Raw genomic sequence first — 19,781 nt, forward strand, 5'->3', positions numbered from 1 at the left:
GACGCCGACGCGCTGGACATCGACATCCTGGATGCCGACGCCGACGTGCTCGACATCGACGCGGACGCGGTGGACGCCGATGTGGCCGACGCGGATGCCGCTGACGCGGATGCCGCTGACGCCGACGCCGACGCGCTGGACATCGCGGACGCCCTGGACCAGCTGGACATCGCGGACGCGCTGGACCAGCTGGACATCGCTGACGCGCTGGACCAGCTGGACATCGCTGACGCGCTGGACCAGCTCGACATCGCGGACGCGCTGGACCAGCTGGACATCGCGGACGCCCTGGACCAGCTCGACATCGCCGACGCCCTGGACCAGCTGGACATCGCTGACGCCCTGGACCAGCTGGACATCGCTGACGCGCTCGACCAGCTCGACATCGCCGACGCGCTCGACCAGCTCGACATCGACGCCCTCGATGCTGACGTGACCGACGCCGATGCGACGGACGCCGACGCGATCGACGCTGACGTCGCGGACGCCGACGCCGACGCCGCTGACGCCGACGCCGCTGACGCGGTCGACGCCGCTGACGTGGCCGACGCCGACGCGATCGACGCCGACGCGACGGACGCCGCCGATGTGGCCGACGCCGATGCAGCCGACGCCGACGCCGCTGACGCGGTCGACGCCGACGCGACGGACGCCGACGCGACCGACGGGGACGTGTCCTCGCAGCCGCGGGCCGATGTCCAGTTCACGCAGATCGTCCGGGGGACCGGAGTGACCCAGACCGTGATCCTCACGGGCTTCCAGCCCGGCGAGACCATCTCGGCGACGGTCCTCTCCACCCCGTTCGAGCTCACTCCGGTGACCGCTGACGCCTCGGGCTCGGCGCGCATGACCTTCGCGGTCGGCGCCGACTTCGAGCTCGGTGCTCACCGTGTCGAAGTCCGCGGTTCGGTCTCGGGAGAGATCCCGACCGATCGGGAGAACACCGCCTTCACCGTCATCGCCAAGCAGGTCCCGGCGGCGACGGGCGGCGGCGGCCGACTCCCGGCCACCGGTGCAGACCTGAACGGTCCCCTCACCGGCGGCATCGCGGCAGCCCTGATCCTGGCAGGAGCGGCTCTGTGGACCATGCGTCGACGGAGCACTCCCGCCGGAGAGCAGCGCTGAGGATGACCACCACGGCGGAGGGCGCCCCCGAAGCGGGGGTGTCGGAGGGGCGTCCCTCCGCCGGGCGGTCGGGCGGGGTCACGGCGGCGGTCGCCGCCGCCGTGACCCTTGCCATCGTTCTCGGCTACGCCTTCGTGGCCGTCTCCTTCACCATCCCCACCAGCCCGACGCGACCCGCCGTGTCGGCGGCCTTCTCCCCGTACTTCTCGCAGCGGTGGAACGTGTTCGCTCCGAACATCATGAAGGTCAACCGCAACCTCCAGATCCAGGTGCAGTGGCGGGAGGACGGCGAGCTGCAGCGCAGCGAATGGATCGACGTCACCGACACCGAGTTCACCTCGGCCCGTGGCATCCCGACCCCCTCCCGCATCTCGAAGAACAGTTTTAACGCCGCCCAGGCGTTCTTGACGCGCTATCAGGCGCTCGGCGAGGAGCAGCGCGACCGCGTGCGCGACACGTTCATCCGCGGCGTCGGTGACGGCGCGTTCGCACCGATGGACCCCGAGGCGCTCCTGACCGAGCTCGACGGGCTCGGCGGCAGCCGGGACGCGCTCGTGAAGTACCTGCGCTACGACTACATGCTCGTGCGCTTCGCCTCGGCGTTCGGCACCGCGTACTTCGACCGGGACATCGAACGCGTCCGGTGGCGCATCCAGCACGACCGGCCCAACGACTTCCTGCACCGCTTCGACGAGGAGCGGCAGACCGATCTGTCGTACACGACGTTCGGATGGCGGCAGCCGGCGGTCGGGCCGAGCGACGAAGTCCGGGCCATCTACGACGAGGTCATCGAGAGGTACACGGGACGATGAGCGCAACGGCATCCATCGACGAGGCCCGCACGCCCGTGCGCCCGCGCCTACGCGACCGCCTGCGTCCCGGGGCGCTGTGGCAGGGGCTGCAGGGGTGGCTGACGGAGCGGAAGCACTCGACCATCGGGTTCTCGATCCTGCGGATCCTCTTCGCGATCGCGATGCTCATCGTGCTCGTGCCCAGCTACGCCGACCGCCACTACCTGTGGGGCGCCGGGGCGTGGTGGGTCGAGCCCGAGGCGAGCCGTCGCGGCTGGTGGGAACCGTTGCGCCTGCTGTTCCCGAAAGACAACGCGATCGTCTTCGACGTGTCGTTCCACGTGCTGCTCGCGCTCGCGGTGCTGCTCCTCGTGGGATTCCAGACGCGGTTCGTCACGCCGGTCCTGCTGGTGTTCTGGGTCGGGCTCTCGACCAACACCACGCTGCTCGGCAACGGCGGCGACACGCTCATGCGCATCGTCCTGCTGTTCGTCGTCTTCGCGGACCTGAGCCGCCACTTCTCGATCGACGCCTGGCTGCGGCGCCGAGGGGGCGGCATCCCGTCCCTGGCCTCCGCGCGCAAAGGGCGGTTCCGGATGCCGCGACGCGTGCCGCCGTGGTTCGGGGCGTGGCTGCACAACACGGTGCTGATCCTCTGCGTGTTCCAGATCCTGCTCGTGTACTTCGTGTCGAGCGTGCTGAAGTTCCAGGGCGAGGAGTGGCTGAACGGGACGGCGATCTACTACGCCCTCAGCATCGACCAGTTCCACGTGATCCCCGCGCTCAGCGAGCTCGCCTGGCAGTCGGCGCCCGTCGTCGCGCTGGCGACCTGGGCGGCGCTGTGGGTGCAGATGCTGTTCCCCGTCCTGATCCTGTGGAAGCCGACGCGGTACGTCGCCGTGCTGCTCATCACGGGCATGCACCTCGGCATCGCGATCCTGCTCGGACTGTGGCCGTTCTCGCTGGCGATGATCGCGCTCGACCTGCTGCTCGTGCGCGACGGATCCTGGCGGCGGCTGGCCGGCCGTGTCGACCGGGTGCGTCGGGGGTTGCTCAGCCCCGCCACGTAGACTCACTGCTCATGTGCGGAATCATCGGTTACGTGGGCCCCCGGCAGAGCCAGGACATCCTTCTGTCGGGTCTGGCGCGCCTGGAGTACCGCGGCTACGACTCGGCGGGCATCGCCGTGATCGACGGCGAGGGCGACCTGGGGATGCGCAAGCGCGCGGGCAAGCTCAAAGTGCTGCGCGACGACCTGGAGTCGACGCCGCTCGGCGACGGGACGACCGGCATCGGTCACACCCGCTGGGCCACACACGGCGGTCCGACCGACGCGAACGCCCACCCGCACCTCGCCGACGACGACAAGCTCGCCGTCATCCACAACGGCATCATCGAGAACTTCGCCGAGCTGAAGAGCGAGCTCGTGGGCGAGGGCGTCGCCTTCCGCAGCGAGACCGACACCGAGGTGGCGGCGCTCATGATCGGCCGGGAGTACGCCCGTCGGGGCGACCTCGTCGCGGCGTTCCGCGCGGTGGTGTCGCGTCTGGAAGGGGCGTACACGCTCCTCGCGATGCACAAGGACCACCCCGGCCTCGTCGTCGGCGCCCGCCGCAACTCCCCGCTCGTGATCGGCCTGGGCGAGGGCGAGAACTTCCTCGGCTCCGACGTCGCCGCGTTCGTCGAGCACACCCGCAACGCCCTCGCGATCGGCCAGGACGAGATCGTCGCCATCACCCCGTCGGGCGTCGAGGTCACCGACTTCGACGGCGCGCCCGTCGAGGTCGAGCCGTTCGAGGTCACCTGGGACGCATCGGCCGCAGAGAAGGGCGGCTGGTCGTCGTTCATGGCCAAGGAGGTCTCGGAGGAGCCCGAGGCCGTCGCCAACACCCTGCGCGGCCGCATCCACGAGGGCCGGGTCGAGATCCCCGAGCTCGACGGCATGGACGAGTTCCTCGCCGACATCGACCGCATCCTCGTCATCGCCTGCGGCACCGCCGCCTATGCCGGCATGGTCGGCAAGTACGCGCTCGAGACGTGGACCCGCGTCCCCGTCGACGTCGAGCTGGCCCACGAGTTCCGGTACCGCGACCCGGTGCTGTCCGAGCGCACGCTCGTCGTCTCGATCAGCCAGTCCGGCGAGACCATGGACACCCTGATGGCCGTCAAGTACGCCCGTTTGCGCGGCGCGAAGACGCTGTCGATCTGCAACACGCAGGGCGCGACGATCCCGCGCGAGTCGGACGCGATCGTCTACACGCACGCCGGACCCGAGGTCGCGGTCGCGTCGACGAAGGCCTTCGTCGCGCAGATCACGGCGCTGTACCTGCTGGCCCTGCACGTGGGCCGCGTGCGCGGAGCCATCGACGTCTCCACCGCCGCGGACGCGGTGGACGAGCTCGAGGCCGTGCCCGGCAAGATCGCGCAGGTGCTCGACAACGAGCAGGAGCGCATCTCGCAGCTCGCCTACTGGATGGCCGACACCCGTTCGGTGCTGTTCCTCGGTCGTCACGTGGGCTACCCCGTCGCGCTCGAGGGCGCGCTGAAGCTCAAGGAGCTGGCGTACATCCACGCCGAGGGCTTCGCCGCCGGTGAGCTCAAGCACGGACCGATCGCGCTCATCGAGCCCGGCCAGCCGGTGTTCGTCGTCGTCCCCAGCCCCCGCGGCTCCGGCGAGATGCACAAGAAGGTCGTCTCGAACATCGAGGAGATCCGCGCGCGCGGCGCCCGCGTCATCGCCATCGCCGAAGAGGGCGACGCCGCCGTGCTCCCCGCCGCGGACGAGGTGCTGCGCATCCCGCTCGCCGCACCGCTCTTCGAGCCGCTGCTCGCCGTCGTCCCGCTGCACATCTTCGCCATGGGCCTGGCCGAGGCCAAGGGCCTCGACGTCGACCAGCCGCGCAACCTGGCCAAGTCGGTGACGGTGGAGTAACGCCGCCTTCTCTCGGGGCCGGATGCCATGGCATCCGGCCCCTTTTTCGTGCCCGGGTTGCTCTCCCTTGACTCCGGAGAACCGGGGGGCGCGTCGGCGGGGGCGGGGCGGGGGGTGCGCCGGGGTGGGTCGCGCAACTCCTGACTTCTGCGGGCTCGGGGGGCCGGACGCCCGGCCGGCCGGGGTGGACGCGCGGGGAGGCGCCGGAACTCAGGAGTTCGGCGAGGGGGTGGCGGGAGGCCGGCCGCGGGGAGGCGGCCGCAGCGCCCGCCGGGAGGCGCCGGAACTCAGGAGTTCGGCGAGGGGGCGGGCGTGACCGGGCGGGCACCCCGGACCGGCAGAATGGAGGGATGCCGCGGAGGGAGCGCCCATGATCGTCGGAATCGGCGTCGACGTCGTCGACGTCCCGCGCTTCGAGCAGCACCTCGCGCGGACGCCCCGCCTGCTGCCGCGGCTGTTCTCCCCGTCGGAACGGCTGCTGAAGCCCCGGTCGCTGGCCGCCCGGTACGCGGCGAAGGAAGCGCTCATCAAGGCCCTCGGCGGATCCGACGGCGTGCACTGGACCGACATCGAGGTCACCTCCGAGCCGTCCGGACGTCCGACGTTCGCGCTGAGCGGCGAGACCGCCGCGACCGTGACCGGCCGCGGGATCCGCGCGCTGCACCTGTCGATGTCGCACGATGCCGGGCTCGCGACGGCGTACGTGATCGCGGAAGCGACGGACGCCGCGACGCCCGACGCCGCGACGCTCCCCGACGCGGAAGCGACCGACGCCGCGACGTCTGCCGCCGCAGGGCCCGACGCCGCGACGCCCGACGCCGCGATGCCCGACGCGGCGACGCGCCCGCGAGAGGAGGACGACGCATGACCCTGGCCCCCGGCGTGATGCGCGAGGCCGTCATCGACACGGACGCGATCGCCGACAACGTCCGCCACCTCCGCCGCCTCACCGGCTGCGAGCTCATCGCCGTCGTCAAGGCGGACGGGTACGGCCACGGCGCCCACCGTGCGGCCGTCGCGGCGCTGCGTGGGGGAGCGGCCCGCATCGGCGTGGCCGACATCGCGGAGGCGATCGCGCTCCGGCGCGCCGGCATCGCCGCCCCGCTCTTCGCGTGGCTGCACGCGCCCGGGGCGTCCTTCGACGAGGCGGTGCGGCACGACGTCGAGATCGGCGTCTCGGACATCGACCAGCTCACGCGCGCCGGCGCCGCCTCGACCGGCGACCGCCCCGCCGCGGTGCACATCAAGATCGAGACCGGGCTGTCGCGCAACGGCATCGCCCCGGCGGACTGGCGGACGGTCTTCGCGGAGGCCGCGCGGCTGGAGCGGATCGGACGTCTGCGGGTCGTCGGCATCTTCTCGCACCTGTCGAACACGAGCCCCGCGGACGACTTCGCCGCCCTCGCGACGTTCGACGAGGGTCTCGCCGTCGCCGCGGAGCTCGGCGTCCGCCCGCCGCTGCAGCACATCGCCGCGACGCAGGCCGCCATCGCCCATCCCGAGATGCGGCGCGGCTGCGTCCGCACCGGCATCGGCATCTACGGCGTCTCGCCCTTCGACGACCGCACGCCCGCCGACCTCGGCCTCCGGCCGGCGATGACGCTTCGCGGCGCGGTCGCGGCCGTCCGCCGCGTCCCCGCCGGAACCGGGGTGTCGTACGGCTACGACTACCGCACGGAGCGGGAGACGACGCTCGCCCTCGTCCCGCTCGGGTACGCGGACGGGGTGCCGCGGCACGCGTCCGGCCGCGGGCCGGTCGTCATCGGCGGGCGGCGCTTCACCGTCGCCGGGCGCATCGCGATGGACCAGTTCGTCGTGGACGTCGGCGACCACCCGGTGGCGGTCGGCGACGAGGTCGTGCTCTTCGGCGACCCCACCCTCGGCGTGCCGTCGGCACGGGACTGGGCGGATGCCGCCGGCACCATCGACTACGAGATCGTCACGCGGATCGGCCCGCGGGTGATGCGGACGGAGGCGGACTCATGAGCGTTCCGAACGACCTGCTGGGCGAGCGCGAGATCGACGGCCCGGACGACATGGAGCAGCTCGGGCGCACGCTCGCCGCGCACCTGGAGCCGGGCGACGTCGTGGTGCTCACCGGTCCGCTCGGCGCCGGCAAGACGACCCTGACCCGCGGAATCGGCGAGGGTCTCGGCATCCGGGGTCCCATCCAGAGCCCGACGTTCGTCATCGCCCGCACGCATCCCTCCCTCGTCGGAGGGGCGCCGCTCGTGCACGTGGACGCCTACCGCCTCGGCGCCGCCGTCGAGCTCGACGACCTCGACATCGACGTGGAGCGTTCCGTGGTGATCGTCGAGTGGGGGCGGGGCGTCGCCGATCATCTCGCGGACACGTGGTGGGAGGTCGAGATCGCGCGTCAGACCGGCGGGCGGGGTGTGGACAACGCCTGCGGGGACATCGCCGGCCACACGCTCGACCTGGACGCCGACGCGCCGCGCACCGTGACGATCTCGCGCCGTCCCTGACGCGGGCGCGGTGCCCGGTGCGCCGCCCAGACGTCACGGAGCGCCCGCAGGGTCTCGACCGGCTGCTCGACGTGGGCGAAGTGCCCGCTGTCGGCGAGCACGGTCTCGTCGTGGTCGAGGAGCAGGCGATCCCACGCGCGGGTGTCGCGAGGACCGACGAAGACGTCGTGCGCGCCGCGGACCGACCGGACGGGACAGACGACGCGGCGCCACAGGCCGTCGTCGTGAGCGCGGGACGACCTCATCGCGGCGAGGAACGCCGTCGGACGGATCTCGTCGGCCAGCGCGTCGCTCACCGCCGGATCCACGGCGGAGGGGTGGCGGAACAGCGGCCGGGCGAGGGCGCGGATGACGCGGGTCCGGCGGAGGAGGCGGAGCAGCGGGCGGGCCGCGGGCCCGAGCAGGCGCAGGATGCGCATCGCCCACACCATCCCGGCGAAGCCGGGCAGACGTGCGGCCGCGAGGACCGGGTGCCGCGAGACCGCCCGGACACCGGCGCCGCTCGGCGAGACCACGCCCACGGCGACCGTCTCGCGCGGGAAGCGCGCCGCGACGTCGAGGGCGATGACGCCGCCGAGGGAGTGGCCGACGACGCGCCAGCGCGGATAGCCGAGCGCGCGCGCGACCGCGGCGACGGCGACGGCGAGGTCGGCGGGATCGGGGACCGGTCCGGGGGTGTCGCCCCAGCCGGGCAGGTCGATCGCGACGATGTCCGACAGGGGCAGTCCGAGCCGGTCGGAGGCGTCGATCAGCGGCGTCCACGTCCGCCACGAGCCGGCCGCACCGTGCAGCAGGACCGTCGCGACGGGGCTCCCCGATCCGCGGCCCGCGCGCACGGCGACGGCCCCCACCGCCGTGGGAACGAGCATCTGCCGCAGCCCGAGCCGGGCGGCATCCGTGTCCATGTCCTCTCTTCGGAGCGGAGGTGCCGGATGGATGCCACGGCCCGCGGACCCGTCGCCGGTGATCGACCGGCGGGGCGGACGGCGGCCGGCGGGGGTCCGCGGAGGGCGGACGCCGGGGAGGAGCGGAGGGCGGACGGCGGCCGGCGGTCCGCGGAGGGCGGACGCCGGGGAGGAGCGGAGGGCGGCCGGATACCCTGGACGAGTGATCCTCGGCATCGACACCTCGCTCGGCACTGCGGTCGCGGCCATCACGCCCGACGGCGAGGTGCTCGCCGACGAGCAGAGCCTGAACCCCCTCGGCCACGCCGAGGTGATCGGCGACCTGCTCCGCCGTGCCGGCAGCGCCGGGCCGGCGCCGACGCACGTGGCCGTCGGCATGGGCCCCGGCCCGTTCACCGGACTGCGCGTCGGCATCGCCACCGCGCGCGCCTTCGCCCTCGGGCGCGGCATCCCGGCCGTCCCCGTCCCGAGCCATGACGGCGTCGCACTCGAGCTCCTGCTGCACGGGGCGCTCACCGACACCGACCCCGGCCGCTTCGCCGTGGTCACCGACGCGCGCCGCAAGGAGTTCGCCTTCACGGTGTACGACGGCATCGACGACGACGGCCTGCCCGTGCGGGTGACGGATGCCGCCCTCGCCCCGCGCGACGCCCTCGACGACCGCCTCGCCGAGCTCCGGGCCGTCCGCCGGGACGCCGCCGCGGTGTCCGCCGCGATGATCGCCCTCGCCGCGGCCCGCGCCCTCGAAGCCGGCCGCACGCTCGCGGGACCGGAGCCGCTCTACCTGCGCAGCCCCGACGTCGTCGCCGCGCACGCGCCGAAGCGGGTGAGCTGATGACGACCCGCCCCGCGACCCTCGCCGACCTCGACGGCATCATGGCGCTGGAGCACGCGTCGTTCCCGACCGACGCCTGGAGCCCCGCGATGATGCGCGAGGAGCTCGCCTCGCCGCACGGGTGGTACGTCGTGGTCGAGGAGGCCGGACGCCTCGTCGGCTATGCGGGACTCCGCGCGGTGCGCGGGGCTCGGGATGCCGACGTCCAGACCATCACGATCTCCGCGGCCGCGCGGGGACGGGGGCGCGGGCGCGCGCTCCTCACCGTCCTGCTCGACGAGGCCGTGCGCCGGGGCGTCCACGACGTCTTCCTCGAGGTGCGGGCGGACAACCCGGTCGCGCAGGGGCTGTACCTGTCGGAGGGCTTCGCCGAGGTCGGCCGGCGTCCGCGCTACTACCAGCCGGACGACGTCGACGCCCTCGTCATGCAGCTCGACCTGCGGGGGTGGGCCGCGAAGCGGGCGGAGGCCGCGGGATCGCTCGCGGGGAGCTCGCTCGCGGAATCGGACGGAGGCCGCGGAATCGGAGCAGAAGGGCCGGCCGGTCCGATTCCGGCGCGTTCGTCCGATTCCGCGACACCGACCACCGCGCACCCGGCGGGCTCCGCGACACCGACCACCGCGCACCCGTCCGATTCCGCGACACCGATCACCACCGGAAAGGGATGGTGCTGATGGACGCGCCCCTCGTGCTCGGCATCGAGACCAGCTGCGACGAGACCGGCATCGGCATCGTCCGCGGCCGGCAGCTGCTCAGCAACACGATCGCCTCCAGCATGGACGAGCACGCCCGCTACGGCGGCGTCGTCCCCGAGGTCGCGGCGCGCGCCCACCTCGAGGCGCTGCAGCCGTCCGTCGACGCCGCGCTCGCCGAGGCGGGGGTGAGACTCGCGGACATCGACGCCGTCGCCGTGACCAGCGGTCCCGGCCTCGCCGGGGCGCTCATGGTGGGAGTGGGCGCCGCGAAGGGCCTCGCCGTGGCACTCGACAAGCCGCTCTACGCCGTGAACCACCTCGTGGGGCACATCGCGGCCGACATCCTCGACGCCGACGCGGGGGAGCTGGACTACCCCACGGTCGCGCTCCTCGTCAGCGGCGGGCACACCTCGCTGCTCCTCGTGCGCGATCTCACCAGCGACGTCGAGCTCCTCGGCGAGACGATGGACGACGCCGCCGGCGAGGCGTTCGACAAGGTCGCCCGCCTGCTGAAGCTCCCGTACCCCGGCGGTCCCGAGATCGACCGGGCCGCGGCCGCGGGCGACCCGACGGCGATCCGCTTCCCGCGGGGCCTGTCGCGGGCGTCGGACATGGCGTCGCACCGCTACGACTTCTCGTTCTCGGGGCTGAAGACCGCGGTCGCCCGCTGGGTCGAGCAGCACGAGGCGGCCGGGCAGCCCGTGCCCGTGGCCGACGTCGCCGCGTCGTTCCGGGAGGCCGTCGTCGACGTCCTCGTCACGAAGGCCCTCGACGCCTGCGCGCGCCACGGCGTGCCGCGTCTGCTCCTCGGCGGCGGCGTCATCGCGAACAAGCGCCTGCGCGACGTCGCCCTGGAGCGCGCCGCGGCGGCCGGGGTCGCGGTGCGCATCCCGCCGCTGCGCCTGTGCACCGACAACGGTGCGATGATCGCCGCGCTCGCCGCCGAGCTCATCACCTCGGGCCGCCGTCCCTCGACGCTGGCCTTCGGGGCGGACTCGACCCTCCCCGTCACGGAGATCCAGGTCGCGGAGGACTCCGACGCCCCGCTTCCGTCGAGGGCGATGGATGCCACCCCCTCCGGCATCCCGGACCCGTCCGGCGGTGCTCCGTGAGCACGCAGGAACCGCCGTCGCGGCGGGAGCGCCGCGCCGCCGACGGTGCCGTCCCGCCCCTCCCGCCGATGCCGGCGTGGGCCGGACCCGCGGCGAGCCCGGCCGGGGGCAGCGTCGGGGAGAACCGGAACCCCCTCGTCGAGGACGAGGACGACGGTCGCCTGCCGACCGCGCAGCTCGAGATGGCCGCCTTCGGGCCGCACCTCGTCGCGGGGGAGTGGCTCCCGGCCGCGCCGCCGAAGCGCCGATCCGTCGCGCCGTGGGCGCTGGGCACCGCGATCGTCGCGCTCGTCGCCGCGGTGTTCGTGGGGTGGCTGCTGCCGCTGGGCGTCGTCGCGGTCGTGCTCGCGCTGGTCTCGCTGCGACGCCGGCACGACAGCCGGCTGGTCGCGGGGTGGGCGCTCGCCCTGGGGCTGCTCGCGATCGTCTACAGCGCCGGCTGGCTGCTGTGGACCCTGCCGCAGCTCGACGCGCTGCGCGCGTAGGCGCCCGCCGCGCTCTGACGCTCAGGCGGAGGCTGCGGCGACGCGGTCGGCCAGAAGCGCCAGACGGCGCGAGCCGACGCGGGTCAGAAGGAGGGTCGCCGACTCGTCGCCCTTGAGTGACAGCTTCTTGCGCAGCACCGCGGGGTCGACGTCGACACCGCGCTTCTTGATCTCCAGCGTCCCGATGCCGCGCGCCCGGAGGGCCTGGGCGAGCTTCTTCGGGTCGGCGGGCAGCTCCTCGCGCACCCGGAACGACGAGACGAAGGGGCTCGTGACAGCGGCATCCGAGGTCAGGTAGGCGATCCCGGGCGCCAGCATCCCGGCATCCAGGGACCGGGCCACCTCGCCGATCAGCCGGGCCCGGATGACCGCGCCGTCGGGCTCGTGGACGTAGGCGCCCCGCTCGCGCTGCTCGACGTCGGGGGAGTCGTCCGGCGCGGTGAGCTCCCACGCCTTGTCACCGCGGACGACGAGCGCCGCCCGGCGCACGCCCGGGCGCGCGAGCTCCTTCGACCACAGCACCAGCTCGATCGTGGACCCGTCCGCGCTCACCCACTGCGCCTCGACGTCGGCGGGGATCCGGTCGCGGTCGAAACCCGGTCCGAGCTTGACACCCCCGGGCATGCTCCCGAGCAGGCCGAAGACCCAGTCGAGGGAGGGCGACCACTCGTCCGCCGACACCCGGCGCGTCTCGGAGTGCCCCGCCGTCCGCCGCGCGGGGTCGAGCCACACGGCATCCGTCCCCGCCAGGTCGACCTCCTCGGCGCGCGCCTGCGCGACGGTCACGGCGTCTCCGAAGGGGGCGAGGTTGTACGCGGCGATCGCGGCGGTGACCTCGTCGGCGTCGACGGCGTGCACGCGCAGGCCCAGCCCGGCCAGGCCGAGCGCGTCGCCCCCGATCCCGCATCCCAGGTCGGCGACGGATGCCATCCCCGCTGCGCGGAACCGTCCCGCGTGACGAGCGGCGATGGGCAGGCGCGTGGCCTGCTCGAGGCCCGCGCGGGTGAAGAGCATGCGGTCCGCGAAGGGACCGAACTTCGCCGCCGCGCGGACGCGGAGGGAGGCCTGCCCCACGACGGCCGAGACGAGGGAGGGGGAGTGGCCGGCCGCCCGGAGGCGCGAGACCGCGCGGGCGGCGTCGTCCGTCGAGCGGACGGGGTCCAGCTCGTCCAGCAGGCGCAGCCCTTCGGGGGTGAGCAGGGCGGTGAGCTCGGCGGTGTCCACCGATCCAGCCTAGGCGGCGGGATGACACGGGTCGGGGCCGTGGCATCCCTTCCGCCCCCGGTGCCCCCGGGGTGGCGCGGGGATGCCGGGACCCGTATCCCCGGGCGCCACCCCCCACCCCGGAGTGCGGGGGTGCCGGGACCCGTATCCCCCGGCAACACCCCCCACCCCCACCCCGAAACCCCGGGCACCCCCGTACGGGATACCGGGGAGCCCCCCGATGCCGGATCGGAGGCCGATTCCTAATCTCGACAGTACGAACAGCTCTTGCGGGCCGCGGCCCGAGGATTGGATGGAAGAAATGCCTACCACTGGCGACATCAACAACTCGCTCAACACGGTCATCGCGGACTCGCTCAACGAGACCACCGAGGACAACTCGGTCAACGAGGACTACACCGTCGGCGACTCCTTCAACGAGACCACGGACATCGTCGTCACCGACGAGACCACCACCAACGTCGACGGCTCGTTCAACGAGGGTTCGAACAACGAGTCCACCGTCATCACCGACTCGGGCAACGACAACTCGGACAACTCGGTCAACGACTCGGGCAACTCGGTCGAGCTCATCGACATCGACGGCTCGTTCAACACCGACAACTCCACGACCGACAACTCCATCAACGCGGGTGTGCGCGAGTACAACACGGGCATCTGGGGCGGCACGGGCTCGTCGGCTGCGGCGGCCGGTGGCGCCGGTCACACCGAGATCTGGAGCCAGTCCACGATCGTGGACCAGTCGGTCAACCAGAACATCGCTTCCGAGGGCGCCGTCACGCAGGACTTCGCCAACTTCTCGGTGACCGCGTCGGGCGCCGACTCGATCGCCGCCGGTGGCGACTTCACCTCGGTCACGACGATCGACGAGTCGACCAACTTCACCGCCGAGGGCGACATCAACATCGGAAACGAGACCTCGGTCACCACCGTCACCGATTCGTTCAACACGGTCGACGTGGACTTCTCGTACACCGACGAGTCCACCGTCATCGACGTGACCGACTCGTTCAACGACTTCTCGGAGAACTACGCCGTCGACGGCTCGTTCAACACCTCGGACATCTTCGAGAGTTCGACCGAGATCAACGTGGACTACACCGAGGTCGTCGACAGCTTCAACTCGGTCGACGCGACCTTCCCCATCCTCTGAGACGCATAGAAGAGTAGAGAGACACACATCATGGTCTGGAACATCGGCGACATCGACGACTCGGGCAACGAGGGCTACCTGAACGTCGGCAACACCACCAACACGAACAACTCGAGCAACCTGGTCGTGGACCTCGACAACGTCGGCAACACCGACACGTCGTACGAGGAGACCACCACCGAGGACACGACCATCGTCGACTCGGGCAACGTGGACTCGGGCAACACGGACTGGGACATCGACGGCTCGGGCAACGACAACTCCGACAACTCGGTGAACGGCTCGTTCAACGAGGCCACGGACATCGACGTGACCGACTCGTTCAACACCGACGAGTCCTGGACCGACGCGTCCACGAACGCCGGCGTGCGCGAGTACAACACCGGCTTCGAGGGCTTCGGCGGCTTCGGTGGCGGCGCTGCCGCGATCCACAGCTCGGCGACCATCACCGACCAGTCGGTCAACCAGAACGTCGCGGCCACCGGTGACGTCGACCAGTTCTTCGCGAACTCGTCGGTCACCGCCTCGGGCGAGGGCTCGGTCGCCGCCGGCGGCGACGTCACGATCTCGCAGTCGCTCGACCGTTCGACGAACATCGACGCGGGCGGCGACATCAACATCGGCAACTCGACCGAGATCGTCGACATCGACGGCTCGTACAACGAGTCCTACACGACGATCGACATCACCGACGCGTCGCAGGACTGGTCGTTCGACAACGTCGGCAACGACAACTCGCTCAACGTCGACCTGACGGACTCGTTCAACGAGGACTTCAGCACCGTCGAGACCGAGAACTGGACCATCAACACCACCGAGGTGTGGGGTTCGGGCAACGACACGGTCGTCGAGGTCCCGGTCGTCGACATCGACCCGGCGGTCTGACATCCACTCACGCATGACCGTTTGACGGTAGCCCTGGGCAGGTTCTCCTGCCCGGGGCTATCGTCGTCCCCACAGAGACTTCGGCGCCGAAGCGGCGCCACCACCTTTTGATCGAGAGGTGCCTGCGTGTCCGCACCGGCCCAGACCCCGACCCCCGCCAGCACCCGCGCCGGCGCCCGTTCCACGGCATCCGACGGGGGTGCGTCCAAGGGCGGCCGGCCCGCCGAGACGGACGCGCCCCGGCCGCCCGCCGCCGCGGAGCTGACCCAGCTGGTCGATCGCGCCCGGCAGTTCTCCGGGTCGCTCGGACGCGAGGACCTCGCTGAGAAGCTCGCGAACACCCGCACCCGTCTGCAGGACCCGCACGTGCGCGTCGTCATCGTCGGGCAGTTCAAACAGGGCAAGAGCAAGCTGGTCAACGCGCTCATCAACGCCCCCGCGTGCGCGGTCGACGACGACATCGCCACGAGCGTCCCCACGTCCGTCGGCTATGCGGAGGACCCCTCCGCCACGGTGCTGGTCAAGCGCGAGAGCGGCGACGACTTCGAGATCCAGCGCGTCGACATCCCGTTCGAGCGGCTCAACGACTACGTCACGGCCCGCGCCGAGGAGGACCACAACGGCGACGTCGTCGGCGCCGAGGTGCTGCTGCCGCGCGAGATCCTCAAGGGCGGACTGCGCATCGTCGACTCCCCGGGCGTCGGCGGGCTGGAGTCCACGCGCTCGCTCGCCACCCTCGCGGCCCTCACGACGGCCCACGCGGTGCTGCTGGTGTCGGACGCCTCGCAGGAGTACACCGAGCCGGAGATCCAGTTCCTGCGTCATGCCATGCGCATCTCGCCGAACGTCGCGGCGGTCCTGTCGAAGACCGACCTCTACCCGCAGTGGCGCGACATCCGCGCCGTCGACCAGGACCACCTGACCGAGCTCGGCGTGGACGTCGCCGACGTGCCCGTCTTCGCGGTCTCCAGCGATCTGCGCATGCTCGCCGCCGAGCACCAGGACCGCGAGCTCAACGACGAGTCCGGCTTCCCCCAGCTCGTGGCCCACCTGCGCCGCGACGTGCTCGGCAAGGCCGAGGACCTCAACCGCAAGGCCGCCGTGCACGACCTGCAGACCGTCGCCGACCAGCTGTCGCTGTCGGTGCGGACGGAGCTGAACGCCCTGCAGCATCCCGAGGACACCCCGGGCATGATCGCCCGCCTCGAGGACGCCAAGGCCAAGGCCGACGACTTCCGCAGCCGCACCTCACGGTGGCAGGTCACGCTGAGCGACGGCATCGCCGACCTCATCAGCGACACCGAGCACGACCTCCGCGATCGCCTGCGCAAGGTGCAGCGCGAGGGCGAGGCGGCGATCGACGAGGGCGACCCCGGTCCGATCTGGGAGCAGATCGCCGAGTGGGTCGACCAGCGCGTCAACGCGGCCGTGTCGGAGACGTTCGTGTGGACGAACGAGCGCTCGCAGTGGCTCGCCGAGCAGGTGGCCGACGAGTTCCGCATGGGCGAGGAGATGATTCCGCTCATCGACGTGGCCGGAACGGACGGCCTGCTCGATCCGGTCGAGGAGCTGCAGCACCTCGAGGAGGGGCGCCTCGGCGCCGCCGAGAAGATCTACATCGGCGTCCGCGGCTCCTACGGCGGTGTGCTGATGGTCGGTCTGGCCACGAGCATCGTGGGCCTGTCCCTCATCAACCCGCTGTCGCTGCTGGCCGGTGTGCTGGTGGGACGCCGTGCCTACCGCGAGGACATGTCGTCGCGCCTCACGCGCCGTCAGAACGAGGCGAAGAACCTGCTCCGCCGACACATCGAGGACACGGTGTTCCAGGTCGGCAAGCAGCTGAAGGACCGTCTGCGCCTGGTCCAGCGGACCGCGCGCGACCACTTCGGCTCGATCGCCGACGAGCTGCACCGCTCGCTCGCCGACTCGGTCCTGGTGGCCAAGCAGGCCGCGGCCAACTACACCGCCGACCGCGACCAGCGGATCACGCGGCTGCAGGCGCAGCTGCGCGACATCGAGGCCCTGCGCGGGCGCATCCCCGTGCTCGCCGTCGAGAGCGGTGCGCGCGCCCAGGGCGGCGCGGCGCCGGCCAAGGCGGTCGCGCGGTGAGCGGTGCGACCGGACTGCCCGAGGTCGCCCGGATCGTCGACGACGCACTCGATGCGTACGCCGACGATCTCGCTGCCGTCGAGGTGCTGGAGTCGTTCCGCGGGCGGCTGCGCGAGCCGCTGCGCCTCGCGGTAGCCGGCATCGTCAAGGCGGGCAAGTCGACGCTGCTGAACGCCCTCATCGGGGAGCGCATCGCCCCCACCGACGCGGGGGAGTGCACCAAGACCATCACCTGGTACCGCTACGGCTCGACCGCACGCGTCGACCTGCGGCTGCACGACGGCCGCAAGATCTCCCGTCCGGTCCGCCGCGCGGACGGCCGTCTCGTGCTCGACATGGGCGGGTACGCGGCCGAGGACGTCGCCTGGATCGACGTCGCGTGGCCGTCGGAGAGCCTCCGCTCGACCGTCCTCATCGACACCCCCGGCATCGCCTCCCTGACGGTCGAGAACTCGGCGCGGTCGACGGACTTCTTCATCCCGAAGGACACCCCGACCGCGGCGGATGCCATCATCTACCTCCTCCGTCACGTGCACGCCGAGGACCTCAAGTTCCTCGAGGCCTTCCGCGACACGGCCGCGGGCGCCTCGCAGACGGTGAACGCCGTCGCCGCGCTGTCCCGCGCCGACGAGATCGGCTCGGGCCGGATCGACTCGCTCCTGTCCGCCGCGAAGATCGCGGACCGCTACCGCCGGGACGGCGAGCTGCGCGCCCTGGCTCTGGACGTCGTTCCCGTCGCCGGCCTCCTGGCCGAGGGCGGCCGGACGCTCCGCGAGAGCGAGTTCATCGCCCTCCGCCACATCGCCGGGATGGAGCGCGCCGCGCGCGACAAGCTCCTGCTGTCGGTGGACCGCTTCATCCGCGCCAACGACGACACGGCCCTGTCCGTCGACGTGCGCCGCGGGCTCCTGCACCGCTTCGGGCTGTTCGGCGTGCGCCTGGCCGCGGCCCTCATCCGCGGCGGCGTCTCCAGTTCGTCCGAGCTGTCGGACCGCCTCGTGCAGCAGAGCGGGCTCCTCGAGGTGCAGCGCTTCGTCGAGGACCAGTTCCGCGGACGCGCCTTCGCGCTCAAAGCCCGCGGCATCCTGCACAGCGTCGAGCGCCTGGTCCGGGAGCGGCCGCGCACGAACACCGCGGCGCTGCTCGGTTCGATCGAGCGCCTCACGGCTCAGAGCCACGACCTGCGCGAGCTGTCGCTGCTCGCCGAGCTGCGCACCGCGCCGCCGTCCCTGGACGCGTCGGCGCTGGCCGAAGCGGAGCGCATCGTCGGCAGCTCCGGCCTCAGCGCGACCACTCGGCTCGGGCTGCGGGACGACTCCTCGGCGGAGGAGCAGCGCGGCCGCGTCGGCGACCTGCTGACGCACTGGCGCTCGATCGCGGAGTCCCCGCTGACGGACCGCCACACGGCCGACCTGTGCCGTGGCGTCATCCGCAGCGTCGAGGGTGCGGCATCCGAGCTGGTCGGCCCGGATACCGCCTCCTCAGAGCTCGGGCGCGACGGCGTCGGGGTCGCCCCGACGGATGTCGTGCTTACGCGCGGTCCAGCGTAGGGCGCCCGGCAGGAGCGAGAAGAGCAGCCCCAGGAGCGAGAGCCCCAGCTGGATGAGCAGCAGGCGCTCCAGGGGGATGCCGCGGTCGCCGAGGGCCACCAGCTGACGGGCGGCGAGGAACGCCGCGCCCTGGAACAGGAGGATGCCGAGCATCCACCAGCGCGCGCGCTCCCGGCGGTTGCTGAAGGACACCAGCGAGGTGATGTGCACGAGCATCACGGCGACGAGCGACCCGAAAACCGTCCAGAACACGATGTCCGCCGCGGTCTGGATCGTCTCGTCGAGGCGCTCGGCGTCCACGCCGCGCACGAGGTTCTCGATCTCGGGAAGGATCGGCTCGCGGATGACGAACATGTAGCCGATGGCGATGCCGCCGACGACGAGGCTCAGGATCCAGCTGATCTGCGCGAGTCGCACCGAGGCGGGCGGCGGCAGCTTCACCATCACCGGCGCCGCGGCCTTGTCGTGCAGCGCGGGCCGGGCCGGTGGGGCCGGACGGTCGCGCGGAACCGGCTTCTTCACGGCATCCCGAGACGACGGAACCGCCGCGCCGGGACGGCGGGCGGCTTCGGAACGTGCGGCGGGAGCGCCGGAACGGCGGGCGAGCTCGTCCGAGCCCGCCCGCCGTTCCGAAGGCGTGTCAGAGGGTGTCATCCGACGTGTTGTCTTCGATGTACACGTCCGTCGACTCGAACGCGACCGAGGTGTCGGTGTCGACGGTGGTCTCCGTCGTCTCCGTGGTGTCGTTGAACGAGTCGCCGACCGCGACGTCCGTGGAGGAGTCGTTGCCCGAGTCGACGATGTCGACGTCCGTCGAGTTGTCGGTGTTCTCGGTGGTGTCGGTGTCCTCGTTGTACGAGCCGTCGATCGCGGTGTTGTCCGTGTCGTTGCCGATGTTGACGTCCTCGCCCGCGTTGATGTCGGTCGACTGGTCCAGGGTGGTCTCCTGGGTGACGTCGTTGCCGGCGGCGATGGCGTCGTCGCCCGAGGCCACGACCGCGTCGTTGTCGAAGTTCTGGGTGACGTCGCCGTCTGCCCAGATGTTCTGGTTCACCGACTGGTCGACGATCGTGTCGCGGTCGTCGATGTGGGTGTACGAGAGCTGGTTGGTGATCGTCTTGATCTCGCGGATCACCGGGTTGTCCGACGGCTTCGGTGAGACGTGGACGGGGGCCGCGGGCTGCGGGTTCGGCATGACCGAGGGCTTCTCGGCGATGACCGGGGCCACCGAGCACACGTCGGCGTAGGAGACGTTGTCCAGGCCTCGGGCGGCGAGCGTGCCTTCGGGGTCCTCATCGAACTCCGCGGCCGCATCGGGGTCGCGCAGCAGGCTCAGAATGAACTCGATCAACGCATCTGCCATGGTCGCCAGCGTGACGCTCATTGGTGTCTCCTTACGGTTGTTCTCTTGTTCGACCGTAGGTCGAGGGGGTGGGCGTCCGCGTCGGGGGGAACCCCCATAGCGCGCGACGGGTCATAGGGGGTTGCCGGGAT

The 19,781-nt window shown here is 72.0% G+C and carries 18 protein-coding genes and 1 pseudogene; 15 read left to right on the forward strand and 4 right to left on the reverse strand.

Going from position 1 to position 19,781, the window contains the following annotated elements; genetic code table 11:
* The 7 genes and pseudogenes from ACO03V_RS13385 to tsaE form a co-directional block, all read left to right on the forward strand.
* On the forward strand, positions 1-1,125 hold a 1,125-nt coding region (locus ACO03V_RS13385), incomplete at its 5' end, for an LPXTG cell wall anchor domain-containing protein (RefSeq protein ID WP_423137909.1).
* Between the two features lie 2 nt (positions 1,126-1,127).
* Positions 1,128-1,937 carry a DUF5819 family protein gene (locus tag ACO03V_RS13390; RefSeq protein WP_423137910.1) on the forward strand — a complete coding sequence of 270 codons (810 nt, stop codon included), beginning with the start codon at positions 1,128-1,130 and terminating at the stop codon, positions 1,935-1,937.
* Positions 1,934-2,986 (forward strand): HTTM domain-containing protein, encoded by a 1,053-nt coding sequence (locus ACO03V_RS13395; protein ID WP_423137911.1) that lies wholly within the window; start codon positions 1,934-1,936, stop codon positions 2,984-2,986. The genes ACO03V_RS13390 and ACO03V_RS13395 overlap by 4 nt, the downstream gene beginning before the upstream one ends.
* 11 nt (positions 2,987-2,997) lie before the next feature.
* Positions 2,998-4,848, forward strand: coding sequence for a glutamine--fructose-6-phosphate transaminase (isomerizing) (gene glmS, locus ACO03V_RS13400; protein WP_423137912.1), 1,851 nt, complete (start codon positions 2,998-3,000; stop codon positions 4,846-4,848).
* 370 nt (positions 4,849-5,218) lie between these two features.
* Positions 5,219-5,566, forward strand: a pseudogene (locus ACO03V_RS13405) (holo-ACP synthase); the annotation flags it as partial.
* Between the two features lie 146 nt (positions 5,567-5,712).
* A complete protein-coding gene (gene alr, locus ACO03V_RS13410; RefSeq protein ID WP_423137913.1) occupies positions 5,713-6,834 on the forward strand; it encodes an alanine racemase in 1,122 nt (373 codons plus the stop codon).
* Positions 6,831-7,334, forward strand: coding sequence for a tRNA (adenosine(37)-N6)-threonylcarbamoyltransferase complex ATPase subunit type 1 TsaE (gene tsaE / locus ACO03V_RS13415; protein WP_367729033.1), 504 nt, complete (start codon positions 6,831-6,833; stop codon positions 7,332-7,334). Before alr ends, tsaE begins: the two co-directional genes overlap by 4 nt.
* Here tsaE and ACO03V_RS13420 read toward each other — a convergent pair.
* Entirely contained in the window at positions 7,226-8,239 is a 1,014-nt protein-coding gene (locus ACO03V_RS13420) for an alpha/beta fold hydrolase (protein ID WP_423137914.1), read from the reverse strand. The two genes, tsaE and ACO03V_RS13420, sit on opposite strands and share 109 nt — an antisense overlap.
* A 202-nt stretch (positions 8,240-8,441) precedes the next feature.
* Here ACO03V_RS13420 and tsaB point away from each other — a divergent pair, with 202 nt between their 5' ends.
* From tsaB to ACO03V_RS13440, 4 genes are read left to right on the forward strand one after another with little or no spacing between them, the layout of a single operon-like run.
* Positions 8,442-9,074, forward strand: coding sequence for a tRNA (adenosine(37)-N6)-threonylcarbamoyltransferase complex dimerization subunit type 1 TsaB (tsaB, locus tag ACO03V_RS13425; RefSeq protein WP_423137915.1), 633 nt, complete (start codon positions 8,442-8,444; stop codon positions 9,072-9,074).
* Positions 9,074-9,748, forward strand: a complete 675-nt coding sequence (gene rimI / locus ACO03V_RS13430) for a ribosomal protein S18-alanine N-acetyltransferase (protein ID WP_423137916.1) — start codon at positions 9,074-9,076, stop codon at positions 9,746-9,748. The genes tsaB and rimI overlap by 1 nt, the downstream gene beginning before the upstream one ends.
* Positions 9,748-10,881, forward strand: a complete 1,134-nt coding sequence (tsaD, locus tag ACO03V_RS13435; RefSeq protein ID WP_423137917.1) for a tRNA (adenosine(37)-N6)-threonylcarbamoyltransferase complex transferase subunit TsaD — start codon at positions 9,748-9,750, stop codon at positions 10,879-10,881. The genes rimI and tsaD overlap by 1 nt, the downstream gene beginning before the upstream one ends.
* On the forward strand, positions 10,878-11,366 hold the full coding sequence (locus ACO03V_RS13440; RefSeq protein WP_367729041.1) for a hypothetical protein: 489 nt from the start codon (positions 10,878-10,880) through the stop codon (positions 11,364-11,366). The genes tsaD and ACO03V_RS13440 overlap by 4 nt, the downstream gene beginning before the upstream one ends.
* A 21-nt stretch (positions 11,367-11,387) precedes the next feature.
* Here the strand turns inward: ACO03V_RS13440 and ACO03V_RS13445 are convergent, their stop codons facing one another.
* Positions 11,388-12,590: a THUMP-like domain-containing protein gene (locus ACO03V_RS13445; protein WP_423137918.1), complete on the reverse strand. Its 1,203-nt coding sequence runs from the start codon at positions 12,588-12,590 to the stop codon at positions 11,388-11,390.
* A 301-nt stretch (positions 12,591-12,891) separates the two neighbouring features.
* On the opposite strand from ACO03V_RS13445, the gene ACO03V_RS13450 reads away from it, so the two are divergent.
* From ACO03V_RS13450 to ACO03V_RS13465, 4 genes are all read left to right on the forward strand, one after another.
* Complete coding sequence (locus ACO03V_RS13450) at positions 12,892-13,743, forward strand: hypothetical protein (RefSeq protein ID WP_423137919.1); 852 nt, start codon at positions 12,892-12,894, stop codon at positions 13,741-13,743.
* A 30-nt stretch (positions 13,744-13,773) separates the two neighbouring features.
* Positions 13,774-14,628: a hypothetical protein gene (locus tag ACO03V_RS13455; protein WP_423137920.1), complete on the forward strand. Its 855-nt coding sequence runs from the start codon at positions 13,774-13,776 to the stop codon at positions 14,626-14,628.
* Between the two features lie 126 nt (positions 14,629-14,754).
* Positions 14,755-16,737 (forward strand): dynamin family protein, encoded by a 1,983-nt coding sequence (locus ACO03V_RS13460; RefSeq protein ID WP_423137921.1) that lies wholly within the window; start codon positions 14,755-14,757, stop codon positions 16,735-16,737.
* Positions 16,734-18,287, forward strand: coding sequence for a dynamin family protein (locus ACO03V_RS13465; protein ID WP_423137922.1), 1,554 nt, complete (start codon positions 16,734-16,736; stop codon positions 18,285-18,287). The genes ACO03V_RS13460 and ACO03V_RS13465 overlap by 4 nt, the downstream gene beginning before the upstream one ends.
* Here ACO03V_RS13465 and ACO03V_RS13470 read toward each other — a convergent pair.
* Complete coding sequence (locus ACO03V_RS13470) at positions 18,219-18,809, reverse strand: hypothetical protein (protein ID WP_423137923.1); 591 nt, start codon at positions 18,807-18,809, stop codon at positions 18,219-18,221. The two genes, ACO03V_RS13465 and ACO03V_RS13470, sit on opposite strands and share 69 nt — an antisense overlap.
* Positions 18,810-18,927: 118 nt before the next feature.
* Complete coding sequence (locus ACO03V_RS13475; RefSeq protein WP_387056380.1) at positions 18,928-19,671, reverse strand: IniB N-terminal domain-containing protein; 744 nt, start codon at positions 19,669-19,671, stop codon at positions 18,928-18,930.
* Positions 19,672-19,781 lie beyond the last annotated feature (110 nt).

It is taken from the genome of Microbacterium sp. HMH0099, from assembly GCF_049384025.1.
Lineage (GTDB): Bacteria > Actinomycetota > Actinomycetes > Actinomycetales > Microbacteriaceae > Microbacterium.

Coding starts and splice junctions, on each gene's coding strand:
- glmS (WP_423137912.1), top strand. CDS start 2,998: ATGTGCGGAATCATCGGTTACGTGGGCCCCCGGCAGAGCCAGGACATC.
- rimI (WP_423137916.1), top strand. CDS start 9,074: ATGACGACCCGCCCCGCGACCCTCGCCGACCTCGACGGCATCATGGCG.
- ACO03V_RS13390 (WP_423137910.1), top strand. CDS start 1,128: ATGACCACCACGGCGGAGGGCGCCCCCGAAGCGGGGGTGTCGGAGGGG.
- tsaE (WP_367729033.1), top strand. CDS start 6,831: ATGAGCGTTCCGAACGACCTGCTGGGCGAGCGCGAGATCGACGGCCCG.
- ACO03V_RS13450 (WP_423137919.1), top strand. CDS start 12,892: ATGCCTACCACTGGCGACATCAACAACTCGCTCAACACGGTCATCGCG.
- ACO03V_RS13455 (WP_423137920.1), top strand. CDS start 13,774: ATGGTCTGGAACATCGGCGACATCGACGACTCGGGCAACGAGGGCTAC.
- ACO03V_RS13475 (WP_387056380.1), bottom strand. CDS start 19,671: ATGAGCGTCACGCTGGCGACCATGGCAGATGCGTTGATCGAGTTCATT.
- ACO03V_RS13395 (WP_423137911.1), top strand. CDS start 1,934: ATGAGCGCAACGGCATCCATCGACGAGGCCCGCACGCCCGTGCGCCCG.
- alr (WP_423137913.1), top strand. CDS start 5,713: ATGACCCTGGCCCCCGGCGTGATGCGCGAGGCCGTCATCGACACGGAC.
- ACO03V_RS13420 (WP_423137914.1), bottom strand. CDS start 8,239: ATGGACACGGATGCCGCCCGGCTCGGGCTGCGGCAGATGCTCGTTCCC.
- tsaD (WP_423137917.1), top strand. CDS start 9,748: ATGGACGCGCCCCTCGTGCTCGGCATCGAGACCAGCTGCGACGAGACC.